This is a genomic window from Arthrobacter antibioticus (assembly GCF_030063205.1).
Taxonomy (GTDB): Bacteria; Actinomycetota; Actinomycetes; order Actinomycetales; family Micrococcaceae; genus Specibacter.
Genome location: NZ_JASISQ010000004.1, coordinates 344,134 through 364,225 on the forward strand (window position 1 = coordinate 344,134; position 20,092 = coordinate 364,225).

The following is a 20,092-nucleotide window of genomic DNA, read 5'->3' on the forward strand; positions in this document are numbered from 1 at the left end:
TGCCAGGAAAAGTTTTTACTTCTCGGTTGCAGCTTCTTCAGCCTTGGCAGGCTCTTCAACAGCAGCTTCTTGCGCCTTGGCAGGCTCTTGCGCAGCAGCTTCTTGCGCCTTGGCAGGCTCTTGCGCAGCAGCTTCTTCAGCCTTGGCCGGAGCTTCAACTGCAGCTTCTTCAACCTTGGCCGGAGCTTCAGTTGCCTTGTCGCCTTCGAGGAGTTCGCGCTCCCACTCAGCCAGCGGCTCAGCCGGTGCTTCTTCGTTGCCGGTTGCCTTGGCGTTGCGAGCCATCAAGCCTTCAGCGATGGCATCAGCAATCACACGGGTCAATAGTGCAACTGAACGGATGGCGTCGTCGTTACCCGGGATCGGGAAGTCAACTTCGTCAGGGTTGCAGTTGGAGTCCAAGATGGCAACAACGGGGATGTTCAGCTTGTGCGCCTCGTCGATGGCGAGGTGTTCCTTCGGAGTGTCTACAACCCAGAGCACGGACGGTGCCTTGGTCAGGTTGCGGATACCGCCGAGGTTAGTTTGCAGCTTGGTCAGTTCACGCTTGAGGAGCAGGAGCTCCTTCTTGGTGTGGCTGGAACCAGCTACGTCGTCGAAGTCGATCTCTTCGAGTTCCTTCATACGCGAGATGCGCTTGGAAACCGTCTGGAAGTTGGTGAGCATGCCACCCAACCAGCGCTGGTTTACGTAAGGCTGGCCAACACGAGTAGCCTGCTCAGCAATTGCTTCCTGAGCCTGCTTCTTGGTGCCGACGAACAGTACGGTGCCGCCGTGTGCAACGGTGGCCTTCACGAACTCGTAAGCGCGGTCAATGAAAGACAGTGACTGCTGCAGGTCGATGATGTAGATGCCGTTGCGCTCCGTGAGGATGAATCGCTTCATCTTCGGGTTCCAACGACGGGTCTGGTGTCCAAAGTGGACGCCGCTGTCAAGCAGCTGGCGCATTGTTACGACGGGCATGCCGGCGCTCCTTCAATTTATGTTTAACGGTTATTTAGCATGTTGGAACCGGTCCGAAGGCCGTTTCCTTTGCTCCTGGCACCCATTGTGCATTCCATAAACCGCCGTGAGGCGGACCGTATGGTCACAATCCATCAGTAGGATCCAAGATCACTCTTGGACACCTCATCAGGGAGGGGTGCGCGTAGTCAGTGCACAACAGCGCACTGCTCTATCAATGTTACTACAGCGCAGCAATGCTGGCTGACCAAAGCGCACCACTGAAAAGTTATTGTCAATTCGCCCGCATCAACTCCTCCACAGGGGCGTCCGGTTGACTGACTTTGCACAAATTCTCAGGCGAGGCCCACGGGTGCCACGGGTTAGCGCACGATGTAGGGATGAAGACCTTATTTGGCTCCCGGTTTGGCTCCCGCCATCACTTCGCGGACTCACCCGGGCCGGTAACTCGACACACCTCTCTGCTGGGTGCCCTTCTGGTTGTAGTATTTTTTCTGCCCACTTCTTCCGGGCCCTTCGTGCTTTCGCACGCATTGGCTACTTTCCATGATGCAAGCTCGACGGCGGCCTCTCCCCTACCAGCCTCGCTGTCCTGGGCTTGGCCATTGGCAGGAAAACCGCAGGTACTACATCCCTTCGCTCCGCCAGCCAAGCCGTGGCTTAGCGGGCACCGGGGAGTGGACTTTGCTGCTCCTCAGGGCACAGTTGTTTATGCGCCTACTTCGGGTGTGGTGACATTTTCTCAAATAGTTGTGAATCGTCCTGTGCTGACCATTGCCGTTGAGAACGGGCTGCGGTTGAGCTTTGAGCCTGTGACGTCAACGTTGCGCGTGGGTGAGAGAGTGGCGCAAGGGCAAACCATTGGCATCGTGGAGGGTCCAAGCCACTGTGACGGAGCGGCAGCCGGCACCGGCATCAACTCCTGTCTGCATTGGGGCGTGCGACGAGGGCAAGAGTACCTGGATCCCCTGCAGTTCATCTTGGATCTGCGGCCCTCCATCCTGCTTCCTTTAAACGACTGACCCGACGTGCGCTCGCTAGCGCACGTCGGGTCAGTGGAACTATACGATCGCCGAGATCCCTGTGATAGCACGTCCTGTCACGAGCGTGTTGATTTCGTAGGTTCCTTCGTAGGAGTAGATGGCTTCGGCATCTGCGAAGATCTTTGCCATCTCAAAGTCTGTCACTATGCCGTTCCCACCCAGGAGGCCCCGTCCCATAGCTACTGTCTCGCGCATACGGGCAGTGGTGAAGGCCTTAGCCAGCGCGGATTGTTCATCCTTTGCCTGACCCAAGTCTTCTAGCTGGGACAGACGAACCATCATGCCGGTAGATGCCACAGTGTTGCCCAGCATTTTCACTAGCTGGTCCTGCACCATCTGGAAGGAGGCGATGGGCCGGCCAAATTGTTGGCGCTCAACAGCGTAACGGCGAGCTACGTCGAAAGCAGCCATCTGCTGCCCCACGGCCTGCCATGCAACGGCAAGACGAGTGACCTTCAGGACTTTGTTGGTGTCGCGGAAGCTGTTTCCACCGGCAAGCTTGAACTCATGCGGGACAACCACGTTTTCAAGGGTGATGTCAGCATTTTGCACTGTGCGCAATGCCGTCTTGTTTTCGATCTTAGTGGCCCCATACCCGGGCAGTTTCGTGTCAACGAGGAATGCTTTAACTTGGTTATCTGCCACGTCACGGGCGTAGATGACGACCCAGTCGGAGAACGTTGCGTTGCCAATCCAGCGCTTGGCGCCATTGAGGATCCAGTTCTCCCCTTCGCGCACAGCGGTTGTGCGCGTGCCACCTGCAACGTCCGAACCGCCGAGGGGTTCGGTTAGACCAAAGGCACCAATTTTTTTCATAGCGTAGATATCTGGCAGCCATGCAGCTTTTTGCTCTTCGGAAGCCAGCGCCTCAATGGAACCGGTAAACAGTCCGTCATGCACGCCCATGAACGTTGCGATGGAAGCATCTGCACGAGTAAATTCTGCGTGACTCAGTCCCGCATAAAGGCTTGAGTAGCCCTGCCTGTGGACTGGGCTCATGATATCCAGCTTTGCCAATTTCGGAATGAGTTCCATCGGGAACTCACCGCGGTTCCAACAATCAGTGGCAATTGGTTTGACTTCTTTGGCGAGGAAGTCGCGAAGTTCCTGAAGGCGCTCCTGTTCCTCGGCGGAGAGCAACTGCTCAAATCCGTAGAAGTCGCCATCGGCGTAGGGGAGGTTGTTGAGGTCTACTGCAGCCTTAGACACGGGCAATCCTTTGCTTGAACTCATCTTTGAATGGAGAATTGTTCGGCCCAAACCGAACATGTTACTGATGGGTAACTTACCGTATGTGCGTTGTTCAAGCAACAGTGTAATTCCTCTGAGTGCTCAACGTTTCACATTTTTTCGCCCCTCCCGGCCCATATTTCGGATGTAGCGATTTCGGCTGGAACCAATCCGGGCAAAAAAAGAGCCGCAGGTCAGATACTTTGAGGTATCTGACCTGCGGCTTAACATGTAGGGCCACTCGGACTTGAACCGAGGACCTTAGGATTATGAGTCCTGCGCTCTAACCAGCTGAGCTATGGCCCCATGCAAGGTGCCCATCGTGTTCCACACTTCAAAAATGCGGTCCAGGAAAAAGCACTCCCACAATACTAGTGCGTCACAGGCTAAAGTGCATGATCCTCGTAGCTGCCGCCACGATAAATATCTTCGAAAGTGTCAAGTGTCTTTGTTAACCCATGCCGGGAAACCATCGCATGGCTAGCAGCACCCATGGCTTCGCGGTCTTCGCCAGACAGGCTCATGATGGTGGTAATTTTTTCTGCCAAGTCATCGCTGTCGTTGGGAGTGAACAGGTATCCGTTAACGCCGTTCTCTACCAAGTGCGGAAGAGCCATCGCATTGGCCAGCACCACAGGAGTGGAAGCGCTCATGGCCTCCAAGGTCACAAGTGACTGCAATTCTGCGGTGCCAGGCATGACGAACAGATCCGCTTTGAGGTACACCTCACGAAGTTCTTCATCGGTGATCAACCCCGTGAAGGTCACCAAAGAAGACAATCCCAACTTTTCGGCTTGAGCCCGGAGCGCATTCTTTACTTCTCCGCCGCCAACCACAACCAGGTGTAGGTTGAGGTCTCTGGAGGTCTTGGCAATGGCGTCGATGAGAACGTCAATGTGTTTCTCTTCGGCAAGACGACCCACGAACACAACCGTGGGATAGGGATTCCGTGGAACGTCCTCACCAACAGCAAGTTCATAATTACCGGACTCAATACCATTGGAGAGCGGCAAAACTTTACGCAGGAAGGCATGCTCGTGCATTGCCTTGGCGGCCAAGGGAGTCGGGGTTGTCACAACGTCAGCGCGGCTCATCACCTTGCCCATATCCCGCCACGACACCCGGCCAATAATATTCTTAAACCATTGCGGGAATGGCAAGAACGGGTTCAGGTTTTCCGGCATGAAGTGATTGGTTGCCACAATCCTGATGCCCCGACGTGCAGCCTCATAGACCACGTGTTCACCGATCATGTAGTGACTTTGCACATGCACAACATCAGGTTTAATCTCATCAAAGAGCGTCGCAATGTCCTTTTTAATCTCCCACGGTAGGCAGATCCTGAAATACTCGTGGGTTGGCACCGAACGCGACCGTAAGCGGTGCACAGTGGCTTCTGGACGCTGCTCAGTGAACATGCGCCCGCCATCTGCGCGGCATGCCATCACGTGCACCTGGTGGCCTCTGCCTGTCATCCCCGTAGCCAGACGGAAACAGAACTGCGCCGCCCCGTTGATGTGCGGGGGATAAGTGTCGGCTGCGATCAAGATGGTAAGCGGCTTTTGGGCGCTTTCATTCCGGGTGGATGTCACGGATAAAACTCCTGCTGGCTGATTGAAGAGCACGGGGCCCGCTCATTGTTTGCGTTGATCCTTTTTTGCAGCTTTCCGGCGTTTAACCACATCCGGATGGTGCCTGGACAGCGCAATGACCCCAACAATAGCAAGTAAAGCTGCTCCCGCCATGGCAATCGCTACCACTGGTGGAACATCGTCACGAAGCTCACCTAAAATAACTATCCCAATGGCCACTCCAACCATTGGATCAATCACTGTCAGCCCGGCAATCACTAAATCGGGCGGGCCACTGGCATAAGCGCTTTGCACAAACCAGCTACCCAGTCCCCCCGCTGCCGCGATGGCAATGACCGAATACCACTGGACATTCAACAAAAACAGGCCGTTGGGGTCAAAGATCTGCTTGGAAATGATCCGTGTTAATACTGCGACAAAACCAAATAAGACGCCGGAACCCAGGATATAGAAAAAGGCCTTCAGGCGATGCTTGAACATGAGCAGGGCGCCACCAAAAATGATGACGACAGCGGCTAGTAACAACACCACGGTCAGCTCTTGATTGGAGCTGACGTGGGTGTTTTCGCGGACAACGTTCACGGCCATCAGCACAAACAACGCACTGCCGGCAACGCAGGCTGTGATGGAGACAACTGTGGCACGGTTGAGTCTGATGCCTTGGTCGCGGGAGTTAACAATGGTGGTGATCACCAGTGCTATGGCACCGATCGGCTGCACCACAGTCAAGGTGCCCAGGGTCAGCGCCACAACGTTCAACACCGTACCAGCAGCCAGTAGAGTGAGCCCCAACACCCAGCGCGGGTTTCGCAGCAGCCGCAGGAATCCTGCCCCACCCAGTGCCAGTCCGCCGGTGTTATTCTGCACGGCACTGCCCTGGCGTTGGGCACCGAAGGCAAGGAAGAAGGCGCCCGCCACGGCGCATGCCACGGCGATCCACATCATGTGCGGTCCTGCGCTGTAGTGCTTGGGTGATGGAGTTGACGGTGCTTAGCTATCACCTTCACGAAGTACTGGCTGAAGGCAATCACATGCATCACCATTCCAGCACCCAAGAATATCCACGCGAGTGTGTTTGTAAAATCTGATTCAAGCGCCTTAGCCAGCAGCAGCATGGGCGTGCCGATCATGAGCGCTGCAGTCCGTGTCTTCCCCAGCAACGTGACCTTCAGGTCAGCGTCCCCACGGAAAAAATATAGCGTAACGCTCAGCAGGACCACGTCGGGTATCACCAGCAGCAGGAGCAGCCACAAGGGCAGGATGCCGGCGATTACCAAGGTGATGCTGACAGCTACCAACGCCACTCTGTCCGCTAATGGGTCCATCATTCGCCCGAGTTGAGATGTTTGGTTGAGTTTGCGGGCAACAAAACCGTCAATCCAATCGGTACAACCCATCAAGGCTAGAAGAAAAACACCCCATCCGTATTCGTGGCGGGCCAGCACAAGCCACACAAACACCGGGGTCCCCAAGAATCTCACCACCGTGATCACGTTGGGGATGGTGAGAATGGCGTTGGAGCTATCCATGGGTGCGCCTGAACTCCTGGACATCGGTGTCACCTCCCCAGGTGGTTTTCGCGCGGGTGGCACAATGGTCAGCACTCAGTTTGCCAGTGCTGGATTTGCCAGTGCTGGATTTGCCAGTGTTGGGATTGCCGGTGCTGGGTTTGCTAGTGCTCAATTTGTTAGTGCCACGGCTCATGTAGAACATGCCAACGGTGCCGAGTGAAATTATTTCTTCGTCAACTTTCGCAGCAACACCAAACAAGCGGTGGCTGAGACGGCGAAAACACTCAGCGGCTTCCAGCGCTCTTTCACTGTGCCAACCGCCTCGCCCACGGCTCCGGATGCAGCCATGTTCACCGACTCTTTCGCCTTGTGTTTAGCGGTATCTACCAGGTACGTAGTCTGCTTCTTAACATCTGCCTCAGCCAGGAGCTCTTCACGCAGGTCCAACAGGTGCTCACGGCGTGCGGTGGTGCGTTTGAGAAGCTCAGTTGTGTTGGCTTTGGGGCCATGCTCGGCTTCCTTTGCAGCACGCTCTGCAGCGTCCTTGGCTTTGGCTTCCTCGGCTTCCACTTTGCGAACCTTCTTTTCCTCCTTGGTCAGAGGTTCAGGGTCAAGGGTGGTCGGATCAAAGTCGCGGCCCTCTTTCAAGATGCCCAGATCATGGCGTACCCCTCGCCAAGCATGCTCGGGAATCAGTGGCAGCAACCCCTTAAACTTCTTGTAGCCAATTAGCCCGCTAATAGCCATGATCAGCAGCAACGCAGCACTGACCAGCAATGCTGACAGCCACAGCGGCATGATGGTCGCCAGCCCTGCAATTGCAGCAACTACCAAAGCAATGACCAATAGGACCGCGAAGACCAAGACTAAGCCTGCCGATATGGCCACCCCGCTCACACGGGATTTTTTGTGTTCCAGTTCCAGCTTGACCAACGAAATCTCATCGTTAAGCTGGCGAGGGACCAGCCGGGAAGCAGTTTTAACTGCTTCGACCAGAGCCGATCCACTAGTCTTCGGTTTGTCATCCACAAAGCCATGCATGTCTTTTTGCCAGTCCGTCACTGAGACCGCCTCCATAGTGAGGGTTCACGGTGTCTATTTGAATACCCGCACGAACCCGAAATGTTTGTAGCACCACCTCTCAGTGGCACCGCTGTAATGTCAAAATTACCATCCATCCGCCCCGCTGTGGGCGCTGCCTTGCCGGGGCATTGTTGCGGAATAGTAAAGCATTCACTGGTGTTGATGGTTTCGGGGCAGCGAAACTGGCTTCCGGCGTCGTCAATCCCGAGGCATAAATACGCATAGCATTAACCATGTGTTAGTCCTTTCTTCGCACTGGTCTGCACCCACACGTTCTAAACTTTCTTGAGGACTCTCGTTTTGACCACCACCGCGCATCCAGGCGATGCCCTGTCCCGCCGCCAAAAATTGATCTATATTTTGGTTTTGGGGCTCCTTACGGCTTTGGGGCCCTTCACGATCGATTTGTATCTGCCTGCCTTCCCGATCATTGGCCAAGAGTTTGGTGTCAGTGCTGCCGCCGTGCAGCTGACCCTGACGGCCACCACGATCGGCTTCGCTGTTGGGCAGCTGGTGGTGGGGCCTTTTAGCGACAAATTTGGTCGACGTATGCCCCTGATTCTGGCCACTGTGGTGCATGTGGGCGCCTCCGTAGGGGCCGCCATGTCCACCGACATCACCATGTTGGGACTATTCCGTGTGTTGCAGGGAATCGGTGCAGCCGGTGGCGCAGTGGTAGCCATGGCAATGATTCGTGACCTCTTTGGCGGCTACCAACTGGTCCGGATGCTCTCCCGCATGGCCCTTGTCAATGGCATGGCCCCGATTCTCGCCCCGGTGATTGGCTCACAGCTACTGGGCATCATGGACTGGCCCGGCATCTTCTGGTTCTTGGCCGCCTATGCCGCCCTGGTGGTTATTGCCGCGTTCTTCTTCATCATCGAAACTCTCCCGCCTGAAAAGCGAAAGTTCGACGGCGTAAGTGTCGCCGGCCGCTATAAGACGGTGCTCAGCGACAGAATATTTGTTGGCACACTCTTAGTGGGTGGGCTGAACTTCGCTGCATTGTTCACTTACCTCTCAGCATCCACGTTCCTTTTTCAAGTCACCTACCAGTTTTCCCCTCAGCAGTACGGGTTTCTGTTTGCCGTAAATTCTCTGGGCGTCGTCTCCGGCGTGCAGTTGGCGGCTCGCATCATGCGCCGCACTGGACCCCAGTGGGTGATCGCATGGGCCACAGTGGCCCAGGTGCTAGCAGCAGCGGCCATGGTCCTTTTTGATCAACTGCACTTTGGTTTGTGGGGTGTGATTGTGCCGTTGTGGTTCTTCATCTGTGCCACCGGCTTCATGTTCCCCTCCGTCCAAGTCCAAGCCTTGGTGCGTAACGGTAGGCAGGCCGGCACCGCTGCCTCACTGCTGGGTGCTGTTAACTTTGGTTTTGCCGGGCTGATTACACCTGTTGTTGGGCTGGTCGGAGTAAAAACCGCAACCCCTATGGCGTTGATCATGGGAATCGCTATTTTGCTGGCCATGGCTTCGCTGTGGTTCATCGTCCGCCCACGCACAGTCCCCGCGATCTAGCACCTCTACTGCACCCCAGTCCCAACAGGTTCTGGAATTTGAGGCAAGAAAGAACCCCCACACTCTCAGGAGTGCGGGGGTTCTTTATGCTAAAGCTCCCCCACCTGGACTTGAACCAGGAACCTTTCGATTAACAGTCGAACGCTCTGCCAATTGAGCTATAGGGGAATGAAGCAGCTTGAATCGTAGCAGCAAATTACAGCTGAATTCACCAACTATTTTTCCAGCACATCCAACACAATAATTGTCTCCGGCTCACAATGTGACCGGAGACAATATCGCCTTGGCTCCCCCACCTGGACTTGAACCAGGAACCTTTCGATTAACAGTCGAACGCTCTGCCAATTGAGCTATAGGGGATCGTGCAGGAACAACAATAACAAAGGCTTGGCCGGTTGTGAAATCGGAGCTCCCCTCTCCGCCTACCCGTCTCCGCGAAGCTGCCTGCGTGCTGTTTCCAACTCCATGAGTTCGCGTTGCAAAAGCTGGTAGTTCTCCGGATCCACGGCCGGATCCATGCGTTGCAAAGCTCCCAGCCGTTCCTCTTTCAAACGCGTGATCTGCAGTTCAAATAATCTGCGTAAAATATCGCGGCAGTACCTCATCAAAGTGTCCTCACGCGTGGCAGGCAGGGGACTCAGGGCGAGCTCGGCCACCAAGGACTCTAGTTCCACTGGAACGTTCGCACGCACAGCCTCAAGCCACTGAGAGGAAGCCACCGCAGACTCCCCCGCCAGCGCAATGCCCTGCTGGATGGCACGGTATGCGGGAATAACGAACTCAGTGGCTGAAAAATGCTGCCAGTTGCCGGCAGATAGGAGTCCCGGGTGTTGCAAAACAACTTCCAGCGCTTCCCGCTCCATCCGGCTTTGCGGGTCACGAGGATCCGGGCGCGTAAATGTTGGCCGAGCCTCTTGCGACCCCGCCGCTTCGCTCTCAGAGTTTGTCGCGGCAGAGCCGAAGGAACCTTGGCCAGACTGACCCTGCTGGTGTCCATCCTGCTGCCCAACGACCCTATGGCTCTGTTCGTAGGCCTGACGCTGCCCTTGGCCCTGTGACGACTGACCCTGGTGCTGTGATTGGCCATGGCGGTGCCCCTTGGCGTCGGGCTGGCTGTGCAGCTTGCGTTCGGCACTCTTGACAGCACGCAATACCTCGTTGGGGTCAGCCAGCCCGAGCCATCCAGCCAGTTCCTGGCTGTAGCCCATTCGGGTGGAACCGTCACGAATGGCGGCCACCACTGGGGCGGACTCCCGCAGGCCACTTACGCGGCCTTCAACAGTGCTCAGATCAAATTTCGCCAACGTGGACCGGATGGCAAATTCAAACAACGGTCTGCGGGATCGAATCAGGGCATGGACAGCCTCATCGCCCTTATGTTGACGTAGTTCGCAAGGGTCAGCACCTGAGGCTTCAACAGCCACAAACGTCTGAGCTACGAAACGCTGGTCCTCATCAAACGCTTTGAGCGCAGCCTTTTGCCCGGCCGCGTCGCCGTCGAAAGTGAACACCACTTCGCCACCGGTGCCGTCGTCGGAAAGCAGCCGTCTGGCGATCTTGATATGGTCAGTGCCAAACGCGGTTCCGCACGTGGCCACAGCTGTCTGAACCCCCGCCAGGTGACAGGCCATGACATCCGTGTAACCCTCAACAACCACAAGCTGCCGCTTGGCGGCGATACTTCGCTTGGCTAAGTCAATGCCGTAAAGCACTTGGGATTTTTTGTAGAGGGTAGTTTCTGGAGTGTTGAGATATTTTGGACCCTGGTCATCGTCAAAGAGCTTGCGGGCACCAAAGCCCACGGTGTCCCCTGCGATGTCCCGGATGGGCCACATGAGCCGGCCCCGGAACCTGTCATAGATCCCTCGGTTACCTTCAGAGAACATGCCCGTTAGTTTCAGCTCTTCCTGCGTGAAGCCTTTACCCGTGAGGTACTTAAGCAGCGTTTCCCACCCTTGCGGGGCGAAACCCACACCGAACCGTTCGGCAGCTTCACGATCAAAACCACGTTCAGAGAGGAATGTTCGTCCTGTTGCCCCTGCCGGTGTCAGTAGCTGCTCACGAAAAAACTCTCCTGCAATCTTGTGCGCATCAAGCAAGCGCTGGCGCCGGCCAATGTCCTCGCGGCGTGGACCTGTACCGCCATCCTCGTAACGTAATTCATAACTGATGCGACCGGCCAACTTCTCAACGGCTTCAGAAAATGAAATATGGTCCATCTTCTGAATGAAGGAAATAACATCGCCGCTCTCTTGGCAGCCAAAACAATGGAAATACCCCATCTGGGGGCGTACGTGGAAGGACGGGCTACGCTCATCATGAAACGGGCACAACCCCTTGTAGGAGCCAATCCCAGCGGATTTTAATGTGACATAGGCGTCAACAATTTCCTTGAGATCGGTGCGCGTGCGCACCTCGTCAATGTCTTCTCGTTTAATTAGCCCGGCCACCCGGCCAGTTTACGTGACATATTTTGTTGCGCCCCCACATCAGCATGCGCTTGTGGAGAACACCACAGCAAGTGGCAAATCGTGGGGAATCACTGGCACAGCAGGATAGCTGCCCACACGAGGCGGGCAGGCTGCCGGTACTTTCCAGCAGCGCCCCTTCACCACAATCCAGGCGGAGCCGTACAAGCCTGAGGTGAGAATATTAAAGCAACGTGCGCTCGGTTCCCACGAGTCGTTCGTGCAGCGCCAGTGCCGATACATCGGTGAGGGAAGCAATCTGATCGATGACAACGCGAAGGCGGGAATCGTCGTCGTCCGCGTCCCTCCAATCGGCGGCGAACATGGTTTCCAAGTGCGCGTCCCCGGTAGCGCTAAGCACCGCAACCAACTCGCTGAGCACGTCCTGCTGACGCTGGTAGATGGGCTGACGATGGTCTGTTGTCATGACGAATGTGGTTGCCAATCCCTTCATAACAGCAATTTCCAACAGGGTCTCATGAGGAAGAATAACATCAGCGGCGTACCTCGCCAGCCGGCCGGTTCCATAGATTCCCTGGGTTGCCCCCACAGCGCTCTGGCAAAAACGCCCGATCAGCTGACTGGTCATATCCTTCAGCGCGGCCATGGACCGCCGGCTCCCGTCAGCGTGGCGGACCCACACATCAGTGGCCTCCAAACACTGCAGGGCAGCATCGATCTCAGCCGTGCTGACCGCAGGCAAATACCACTGCTGGGTGTAGCCCAAAACCCTATTGCGCTGGTCCGCATTTGCCAGCCACTTCAGCTGCACATGCCCGGCAACAATGGCATCCTCCACATCATGAACCGAATAGGAAATATCGTCTGCCAAGTCCATTACTTGCGCTTCAATGCAGGTTTTCCCCGCAGGAGCTCCCTCACGCAGCCACTCAAACACTGGAAGATCGTCGGTGTAAGCACCAAATTTGCTGGTCCGCAGACCATCAATCAAGGGTGCGTTCTGGGCAAGCCACGGGTATTTCGAGGATGCATCTAAGGAAGCGCGGGTCAGGTTCAGACCGGCCGAGCCGCCGTCAGCCGTGAGAACTTTTGATTCCAGCCGAGTCAGAAGACGAAGGGTCTGGGCGTTGCCTTCGAAGCCACCGATGGTGTGCGAGAGGTCATTCAGGACAGACTCGCCGTTGTGCCCAAAGGGCGGGTGGCCAAGATCGTGAGCCAGGCAGGCAGTATCAACCACGTCAGGGTCGCAACCCAGTGTTCTTCCCAATTCCCGGCCAATCTGGGCCACCTCAAGGCTGTGGGTGAGCCGGGTGCGCACAAAATCATCGGTGTCTGGGGCAACAACCTGGGTCTTGGCACCCAAGCGACGCAACGCCGAGGAATGCAGCACCCTGGCCCTGTCCCGTTCAAACACTGTGCGGAAACTGGATTTCACTGCCTCTTGAACCCAACGCTGTTGGTCATGGGGCAAGTACACTGGCTGCATTTCGGTGGACATGTCCCTAAGTTTAGGGCCAACACTGGGCACTCCGGGGACGTTGCCCACTAGCTGCGCCGATCACTGCCCATACCGGCACTGAGGTCAGAAGTAGTTAGTCTGCCAGGACAATGGTGTTCAGGTACGTGGGGGATCTTACTGATTCCGTGAGATCAATGGCATGTCCCAGGTAGTGGAGTGAGCGAGCGTCAGGGTAAACACAACGTGGAGTGAGCGAGCGTCAGCCGCCGGAGACGTCCAGCTCAGCTCCTGCAATTTCTACTTTTTGTGAACCGCTCAGGGTCCTGTGTTCCAGCCAACCAGCTGGAAGTGCCGTGCGTTTGGGTGTACCGGCACGGCCGCGGGGGCCCTCGGCATCCACGCCAGGGTACTCCTCGGTCATATCCAACTGATCCAACAGTCCGCGCAGAACTTCTAAGGTTGGCACGGTAGAGAGCTTGGCCCGAAGGTCGCCACCCACCACATACCCCTTGAAGTACCAGGCCATATGTTTACGGATATCACGCAGAGCCTTATTTTCATCGTCAAAGGTATCCACTAACAGCTCAGCATGGCGGTAAACGGCTGCCGACACCTCAGCCATCCCTGGCTTGTGGCGGGCATCGCTGCCCTCAAAAGCAGCCATCAAATCACCAAAAAGCCACGGGCGTCCCTGACAGCCACGGCCAACAACCACGCCATCAACACCTGTTTGACGAACCATGGCAATAGCGTCCTCGGCACTCCAAATATCTCCGTTGCCAAGCACCGGCACATCCGGGAGCGCTTCACGCAGACGCGCAATGGCATCCCAATCCGCCTTACCGGAATAAAACTGGCTGGCCGTGCGCCCATGCAGTGCAACCGCGGCCACACCGGCGTCACGGGCAATGCGGCCCGCCTCCAGGTAAGTGAGGTGGTCCTGGTCAATACCTTTACGCATTTTGATAGTCAACGGCAGCCCACCCTTGGCGGCTTCACGGACAGCTGTCTGAACTATGGAGGTGAACAGGTCAAGCTTCCACGGCAGTGCTGCACCGCCGCCACGCCGGGTCACCTTGGCCACCGGGCAACCAAAATTCAAGTCGATATGATCCGCGTGGTCTTCCTCCACCAGCATGCGTACGGCCTGGCCCACAGTTTCCGGGTCCACGCCGTAAAGCTGAACCGAGCGGATTGCCTCATCCTCGTCGTGGCTGATCAAACGCATCGATTCCGGCGTGCGCTCCACCAACGCACGGGAGGTCACCATTTCTGAAACGAAAACGCCGCCACCATGTTCACGGCAGAGTCTGCGGAACGCCGTGTTCGTAATTCCAGCCATGGGGGCAAGCACCACAGGTGTTTCCACTGTGATGTTGCCAAGTTTCAAAGGCGGCAGATCGATTTTTGTTTCGCTGGTGGGGATATCAGTAACAGTCACCGGATAATTCTCTCAAATCCCACCAAATTAAACCTAACCCTCCTCATTTTTCCTAGCTCCTTCCGTACCCCAGTGAACAAAGTCACGCACAAAATCTGGTCAGGACCGTAAAAAAGCAGCGCAAAAGACTGCTAAACTGACTGGTCAGTACAAAGAATCGAAGTGGTAGTTTGTGGCCCCTTGAAAGTGCCGCTGACGCTGGGAACCAACTAAGTGTTGTTCCACCAGCTTCGAAACCCATCATCTTCCCCAGAAAAGGAACCACTGTGCAGATCCACGCCAACCACCTAGCGCTGTCAGCAGGCCGCGGCCCTGTTTACGGGCCGCTGACCTTTAGCTTGGACAGCGGCCTGAACGTCCTCCGCGGCGATGCCGGCACCGGACGCACCTCCTTACTCCTCACCCTTGCTGGCCGCATGAAGCACGACGCCGGAACCCTCACCGTGGGCGGAGAGGAACTCCCCCGCAACCTCCGTGCCGTTCAAAAGATCAGCGCAGTAGCCGGTTTCACTGGCATTGACGGCCTCGAAGAATCCGTCACAGTTGGCGCCGCATTGCGCGAACGCCGCGCGTGGTTATCTCCGTGGTGGTCACTGGTACGCAAGCTCACCGATGCCGATGTGGCCCGGATCGCCGCCCCGGTTTTTGGCCCCGAAGCCATCCCGGCCGCCACTACAGTCATCTGGGATCTAACTGACACACAAAAAATGCTGCTGAGGATCTCCCTAGCCATGATGGCCAAACCAGAGTTTTTATTTGTCGATGATGTGGAGCAGATCCGCGGCACCGAATCTCGGGCGATCATCTGGGACAGGCTGGCCTGGCTCGCTGCCGGAAAAACCACCGTGGTTGTCTCCGCTTCCAGCCTCGATGTTGGGCTGTGGGAGGCCTTGGACATCCAGCCGCACATCGTGGATCTCAACGATCAGGAACCTCCGGCAGAGATCGAGCCCGTAGCGCACGACGTTACAGACACAAATACAGATACAGATACACCTAGCGAAACAGCCACAGAACAGCATGAATTGATCGAGGAGATTATCTAATGTTTGCCTTCTTATCCTCCGGCACTGAATTGAGCCGCTTCAAGCGAGGCAAGATGCCTAAAATTGCCGTGGCCGTGATGCTCTTCATCCCGCTCATTTACGGCGCTCTTTACCTTTGGGCGTTCCAGGCCCCTGACAAACACATGAATGATCTGCCCGTGGCCCTGGTGAATCAGGATGTGGGCGCCACTAACGGCGATGAGGCTGTCCATGCCGGCGATGACCTGGCTACCAAGCTGATGGCCGGAATGGACATGAAATGGGAGCAGACCGATGCTGCGGCCGCGGCCGACGGGGTGGGCAATGGCACCTATTACTTCGCCATGACGATCCCCGCGAACTTCTCCGAAACGGCCGTCTCGGTGGGTACTGACACACCCGCCCAAACCAGGCTGGATGTTCAGTTCAACGACTCCAACAATTTCCTCTCCAGCGTGTTGGGCAAACAAGCCATGACCCAGGTCCGTGACGCAGTCTCAGAACAGCTCGGCCAAAAGACGTCCTCCGCTCTCCTTGTTGGTTTGCACGACGCCGGTGCCGGATTGCGTGCCGCAGCGGAAGGTTCCGCCCAGGTCACCGAGGGCATCGACAGTGCCAAGGACGGTGCCGGCAAACTTGTGGTTGGCATGAATGATTTGGCGGCCGGGTCGGTAACTCTCAAAGATGGTGCCTTCGCGCTGGCAGACGGTGCCACAAGCCTCTCAACCGGTATTGATACTTTGGCCGGAGGTGCCGGTTCCCTCAATAACGGCGCCACTGCTTTATCCACCGGGGCAGGCTCCCTCGCATCAGGGATCGGCAAGCTTGATACCGGTGCCACTGCTCTGCATACCGGCAGCAGCACTCTTGCTGCCGGCACCTCAGAGCTGGCAACCTCGCTGACTAACTCGATCCCGCAGGCACAGAAACTTGATGCGGGTGCGGTAACTCTTTCCTCAAGCGCAGGTACCCTCTCCGAAAGTGCGGCGAGCATTTCCTCTTCAGCAGCAACGTTGGCCACCAGCGCCGGGGACCTCGCCCATGGCGCCACTGCCGCCGAAGCCCAACTGGCCAAACTGATTGAAACAGCTCAAAATCTGCCTGCCGGAACCCCGGCGAGCGCACTGGTTGAGAGTTTGCAGCAACTGCAGCTCAAAGGTGTCTCACCGCTGGCAGCGGGCACAAACCAGCTTGCTGCTGGCGCGAACCAACTTTCCACTAAGGGGCTCATTCCTCTTGCCAGCGGTGCCGCCAAGCTGGCGGTGGGGGCTGGGGATGTTTCCACCGGGGTCACCTCGTTGACGGGTGGGGTCACGGCAGCCGCTGACGGCGCCAGCAAACTCTCAACCGGCGCCGCCGCCCTGGAAAGCGGTACAGCCACCCTGTCGCAAGGCACACACACTGCCGTTGCAGGCTCAACGGAACTAGCAGCGGGCGCCTCAGAACTATCCGGCGGGGCAGCCCAACTATCTGCCGGCGCCAACACCGCCAAAGATGGCGCCGCGGCTTTAGCCACCGGCGCCGGAACCCTCAGCGGCGGCAGCTCTGAGCTGGCGGACGGAACCGGAAAGCTCCTTGCAGGTGGTACACAATTATCAACTGGAGCTGAAAAATTATCCACGGGAAGCCACGAGCTAAGCACTAAACTTGACGAGGGGTCCAAAGCCGTCCCGAACGACTCGAAGCACCTGCTGTCCCAAAAATCAGAAGTTCTAGCGACACCCGTGGCCGTCAATGCACAATGGTCAAACCAGTCAAAGAGCTTTGGTGAAGGCTTTGCCCCCTTCTTCATCGCCTTGGCGACTTTTGTGGGTGCCTTGATTTCTTGGCTCCTCCTGCGTGCACTGCCCACGCGTGCTCTTGCAGCCGGAGCCAGTGGTCTGCGCTCGGCCATGACCGGCCTGCTGCCTGCCCTTGCCATTGGTTTGGGCCAGGTGCTGATCATGGTGGCTGTGCTGTTGTGGGGACTTGATATGCAGCCCGTTTACCCTGTGGCCATGGCGGCGTTCATCTACCTGACAACGGTGGCGTTCCTGGCGTTGCAGCAAATGTTCATCATTGTCTTTGGCACTGCGGCAGGGCGGGTCCTTAGCCTTGTGCTGTTGATGTTGCAGCTCAGTTCATCTGGTGGAACCTACCCTGTGGAAACCACACCAGTGTTCTTCCAAGCCTTGCACCCTTACATGCCAGCCACCTATGTGGTGAGTGGACTTAGAGAGTTGATGACTGGTGGAATAGACTCCCGTTTGTGGGTGTCAGTAGCATTCCTCGCTATTTTGACGATTGTCTCCATCGCCATCAGCTCGTTCAGTGCGGGGCGCCAGCGTGTCTTCACCATTGAGCGTTTGCATCCCGAACTGGAAATGTAAGCTGCCCTGCAGCACTGATTCGTTACCCTCTTATATGTCTTGTCCCTAGAAACAAAGGAATCCCGTGCCCCGCATCTCAGCCACCAAACAAGCCATTTTGGCTGCCGCGTTGGAGCTCGGTGCGCTGCACGGGATATCCGGCACCACCATGGACCAGGTGGCTGAGCGGGCCGGGGTGGCCAAGGGCAGTGTCTATTACAACTTCTCATCCAAAGACAAACTTTTTGAGGAGTTGCTGACAACCGGTGTCAGTTCGCTTTCCCAGACACTGCGTCAGGCCCGTCAATCGAGCACCGGCTTTGGCGCCATTGACGCCATGGTCACGGACATGCTGATGTTGATCGCAGAGAATCGGCCCCTGGCAAAAATGATGGCGGCAGAAATTTTTCGCACCGACAGGGCATGGCAGGATGCCGTCTCTGTGCTGCGTCGAGAGGCAGTAACAGAGATTGGTGCTGCTTTGCTCCCCTTAGTCCCACCGGGAACTTCCGAGGGCAGCAGGTTGCTGATGGCTGGCGGTATTTTTGGGGCCACGCTGGTGAGCGGGCTGGAATGGCTACTTTTTAGCTCGGACACTCCCGCCGACGAAGTATCTGCCGCCATCTTGTTCCTGTTCTCAGGCCAGCTGGCGGAATAATCCCGGCTCACCCACATCGTTGACATAGCGCTCAGAATCTAGAAAACGGCATCTAAAAAACGGCGGCGGTTCCCTCGGCCTTCCCTATGGAAGGTGGGGGAAACCGCCGTCGTACTTTTTTAGAGCGGAAGTTCTCCTCTACAGCCCGAGGATGCTGGTGGCGATCAGGAAGTAAATGATCAACCCGGCCGCATCGACAAACGTGGAAATGAACGGGTTGGAAAACACTGCCGGATCGGCCCTGACAGCCTTGCCTAGGAGCGGCATCAACCCGCCGATGCTAGCGGCCATGGTGCACACACCCAACAACGTCAGCCCAATGACCAAGCCCATCGGCACAGTGAACACCAATGAGGCGATCGCAAAGCCCAAGGAGCCGAGGAGCAGTCCCAGAAACGCCCCCACACGCACCTCGCGGGCAAAGACTTTCAGGAAATCCCGGGGACGGACATCGCCCAACGCCAGTGCACGCGTAATGGTTGTGGCCGCCTGGTTGCCGGTGTTACCGCCAGTCCCTATCAGCAAAGGGATAAACAGTGAGAGCACAACCTGTTGTTCAAGAGTCGCTTCAAAGGCGCCTATGACCTGCACCGTCAGCGTGGCACCCACCGCCAGCACCAGAAGCCACACCACCCTGGCGCGGACAATATTAGAGACCGGGGTGGCCAAATATGGGCGACGCAACGGTTCGGTGCCACCGGAGCGGGCCGCATCTTCGGTTTCTGCATCCTCAAGGATCTGCAGGGCGTCATCCACTGTCAGAATGCCCACTAGACGGTCCTCGGCGTCAACAATGGGCAGCACCAGGACCTTGGCATCGGCGCAGTAACGTGCGGCTTCTTCGGCGCTTTGCGTGGCTGGGAAGCTCAAGGGCTTCTTCATGATTTCCGCTACAAGCGCCGAGTCATCGGCCCGTAAAACGTCACGCAGGGAGAGCACACCAACCAGGTGCCGGCCGGTGTCGGTGACAGGAATGGTGTAGACACTTTCAGCGTCATCGAGATGCGAGCGTACCCGGGCAAAGGTTTCGCGGATGTTCAGTTGCGGGTGCGTTGTCACAAATTCAGGTGACATGTAGCGCCCAACGGCTCCCTGCGCGTAGCCAAGCACTGTGCTTGTCAGTGCACGTTGCCTCTCATCCAGCCCTAAAATTAGCCGGTTGGCAACCGATGCCGGGAGTTCATCGATCAACGCCACACGGTCATCCGGGCTCAGCTCGGCGAAAACTTCAGCAACGTCCGCTTCCTGGAGCCCGGCTACTAAATCTGCCTGAAGCGCGGCGTCAAGGCGCTCAAAAATCTCGATCGCACGGCCCTTGGGTAGGGTACGGTAGGCCACTGCCCGCTCCACGGTGTTTAGCCGTTCCAACTGATCCAGTGTCTCGTTGACGTTCAACGGCAACAACGCCTGCGAGACGGCGGCCAGGTCATGGGCGCCCAAGGCACGGCTGAGCAGATCGGCGCTGTCGTCAAACGTCTGGACGGGGTATTTAATCATTGTCCGGTTCCCTCCGGTGAGTGCATCCGTTCTCTAGCCTCAGCGGAAACCGCGGCGCGCTGAAAGGACGTCTGCAAAGAATTGTGTGGTGGTGTGGTGCGCTGAGGCTGCTACCGCAAGAACCCATGGCCTAGAGGGACTACCCACTGAACTAGTAGTTCAGTTAACTCGTGCACCTTCTCAGCAATGACCTAGAACACGAAAAATTACCGTGGGTCATCACGATGTTTAAGGATTATGAGGGGCTTTTTCCCACTGGCGAAAGCGAGGCTCGGGCGGTGTGGTAGATCGA

16 protein-coding genes and 3 tRNA genes are annotated in these 20,092 nt (G+C 56.8%); 6 read left to right on the top strand and 13 right to left on the bottom strand.

Annotated features, from left to right (window positions below; all coding sequences use genetic code 11):
- Positions 1–15 precede the first annotated feature (15 nt).
- Positions 16–963, bottom strand: coding sequence for a 30S ribosomal protein S2 (gene rpsB / locus QMG40_RS11420; protein WP_283531164.1), 948 nt, complete (start codon positions 961–963; stop codon positions 16–18).
- A gap of 380 nt (positions 964–1,343) precedes the next feature.
- Between rpsB and QMG40_RS11425 the strand changes: the two genes are divergently transcribed.
- Positions 1,344–1,985: a M23 family metallopeptidase gene (locus tag QMG40_RS11425; RefSeq protein WP_283531165.1), complete on the top strand. Its 642-nt coding sequence runs from the start codon at positions 1,344–1,346 to the stop codon at positions 1,983–1,985.
- Between the two features lie 39 nt (positions 1,986–2,024).
- Here QMG40_RS11425 and QMG40_RS11430 read toward each other — a convergent pair whose 3' ends face one another.
- The 5 genes from QMG40_RS11430 to QMG40_RS11450 all read right to left on the bottom strand — a co-directional run bounded on the left by QMG40_RS11430 (position 2,025) and on the right by QMG40_RS11450 (position 6,357).
- The gene (locus QMG40_RS11430) at positions 2,025–3,239 is read right to left on the bottom strand and encodes an acyl-CoA dehydrogenase family protein (RefSeq protein WP_283531166.1); all 1,215 of its coding nucleotides are present in this window, start codon (positions 3,237–3,239) and stop codon (positions 2,025–2,027) included.
- A 229-nt stretch (positions 3,240–3,468) separates the two neighbouring features.
- A tRNA-Ile gene (locus QMG40_RS11435) sits at positions 3,469–3,542 on the bottom strand.
- 80 nt (positions 3,543–3,622) lie between these two features.
- Positions 3,623–4,828: a glycosyltransferase gene (locus QMG40_RS11440; RefSeq protein ID WP_283531167.1), complete on the bottom strand. Its 1,206-nt coding sequence runs from the start codon at positions 4,826–4,828 to the stop codon at positions 3,623–3,625.
- Between the two features lie 42 nt (positions 4,829–4,870).
- Positions 4,871–5,773 carry a DMT family transporter gene (locus QMG40_RS11445; RefSeq protein ID WP_283531168.1) on the bottom strand — a complete coding sequence of 301 codons (903 nt, stop codon included), beginning with the start codon at positions 5,771–5,773 and terminating at the stop codon, positions 4,871–4,873.
- Complete coding sequence (locus QMG40_RS11450) at positions 5,770–6,357, bottom strand: CDP-alcohol phosphatidyltransferase family protein (RefSeq protein WP_283531169.1); 588 nt, start codon at positions 6,355–6,357, stop codon at positions 5,770–5,772. Before QMG40_RS11450 ends, QMG40_RS11445 begins: the two co-directional genes overlap by 4 nt.
- Between QMG40_RS11450 and QMG40_RS11455 the strand changes: the two genes are divergently transcribed.
- The gene (locus tag QMG40_RS11455; RefSeq protein WP_283531170.1) at positions 6,356–6,559 is read left to right on the top strand and encodes a hypothetical protein; all 204 of its coding nucleotides are present in this window, start codon (positions 6,356–6,358) and stop codon (positions 6,557–6,559) included. The genes QMG40_RS11450 and QMG40_RS11455 overlap by 2 nt on opposite strands.
- 2 nt (positions 6,560–6,561) lie before the next feature.
- Here QMG40_RS11455 and QMG40_RS11460 read toward each other — a convergent pair whose 3' ends face one another.
- Positions 6,562–7,401: a phage holin family protein gene (locus tag QMG40_RS11460; RefSeq protein ID WP_283531171.1), complete on the bottom strand. Its 840-nt coding sequence runs from the start codon at positions 7,399–7,401 to the stop codon at positions 6,562–6,564.
- 321 nt (positions 7,402–7,722) lie between these two features.
- On the opposite strand from QMG40_RS11460, the gene QMG40_RS11465 reads away from it, so the two are divergent.
- Positions 7,723–8,943, top strand: coding sequence for a multidrug effflux MFS transporter (locus tag QMG40_RS11465; protein ID WP_283531172.1), 1,221 nt, complete (start codon positions 7,723–7,725; stop codon positions 8,941–8,943).
- 95 nt (positions 8,944–9,038) lie between these two features.
- Here the strand turns inward: QMG40_RS11465 and QMG40_RS11470 are convergent.
- From QMG40_RS11470 to dusB, 5 genes are all read right to left on the bottom strand, one after another.
- Positions 9,039–9,111: transfer RNA gene (locus QMG40_RS11470), tRNA-Asn, on the bottom strand.
- Positions 9,112–9,227: 116 nt separating this feature from the next.
- Positions 9,228–9,303, bottom strand: a tRNA-Asn gene (locus QMG40_RS11475).
- Between the two features lie 62 nt (positions 9,304–9,365).
- Positions 9,366–11,393 (bottom strand): DNA primase, encoded by a 2,028-nt coding sequence (dnaG, locus tag QMG40_RS11480; RefSeq protein ID WP_283531173.1) that lies wholly within the window; start codon positions 11,391–11,393, stop codon positions 9,366–9,368.
- A 202-nt stretch (positions 11,394–11,595) separates the two neighbouring features.
- The gene (locus tag QMG40_RS11485; RefSeq protein WP_283531174.1) at positions 11,596–12,870 is read right to left on the bottom strand and encodes a deoxyguanosinetriphosphate triphosphohydrolase; all 1,275 of its coding nucleotides are present in this window, start codon (positions 12,868–12,870) and stop codon (positions 11,596–11,598) included.
- A gap of 220 nt (positions 12,871–13,090) precedes the next feature.
- Positions 13,091–14,272: a tRNA dihydrouridine synthase DusB gene (gene dusB / locus QMG40_RS11490; RefSeq protein ID WP_283531175.1), complete on the bottom strand. Its 1,182-nt coding sequence runs from the start codon at positions 14,270–14,272 to the stop codon at positions 13,091–13,093.
- A gap of 266 nt (positions 14,273–14,538) precedes the next feature.
- On the opposite strand from dusB, the gene QMG40_RS11495 reads away from it, so the two are divergent.
- The 3 genes from QMG40_RS11495 to QMG40_RS11505 all read left to right on the top strand — a co-directional run bounded on the left by QMG40_RS11495 (position 14,539) and on the right by QMG40_RS11505 (position 18,303).
- Positions 14,539–15,318 carry an ATP-binding cassette domain-containing protein gene (locus tag QMG40_RS11495; protein WP_283531176.1) on the top strand — a complete coding sequence of 260 codons (780 nt, stop codon included), beginning with the start codon at positions 14,539–14,541 and terminating at the stop codon, positions 15,316–15,318.
- A complete protein-coding gene (locus QMG40_RS11500) occupies positions 15,318–17,666 on the top strand; it encodes a YhgE/Pip family protein (protein ID WP_283531177.1) in 2,349 nt (782 codons plus the stop codon). The genes QMG40_RS11495 and QMG40_RS11500 overlap by 1 nt, the downstream gene beginning before the upstream one ends.
- A gap of 64 nt (positions 17,667–17,730) precedes the next feature.
- A complete protein-coding gene (locus QMG40_RS11505) occupies positions 17,731–18,303 on the top strand; it encodes a TetR/AcrR family transcriptional regulator (RefSeq protein ID WP_283531178.1) in 573 nt (190 codons plus the stop codon).
- Positions 18,304–18,441: 138 nt separating this feature from the next.
- Here QMG40_RS11505 and mgtE read toward each other — a convergent pair whose 3' ends face one another.
- The gene (mgtE, locus tag QMG40_RS11510; RefSeq protein WP_283531179.1) at positions 18,442–19,800 is read right to left on the bottom strand and encodes a magnesium transporter; all 1,359 of its coding nucleotides are present in this window, start codon (positions 19,798–19,800) and stop codon (positions 18,442–18,444) included.
- Positions 19,801–20,092: the final 292 nt, after the last annotated feature.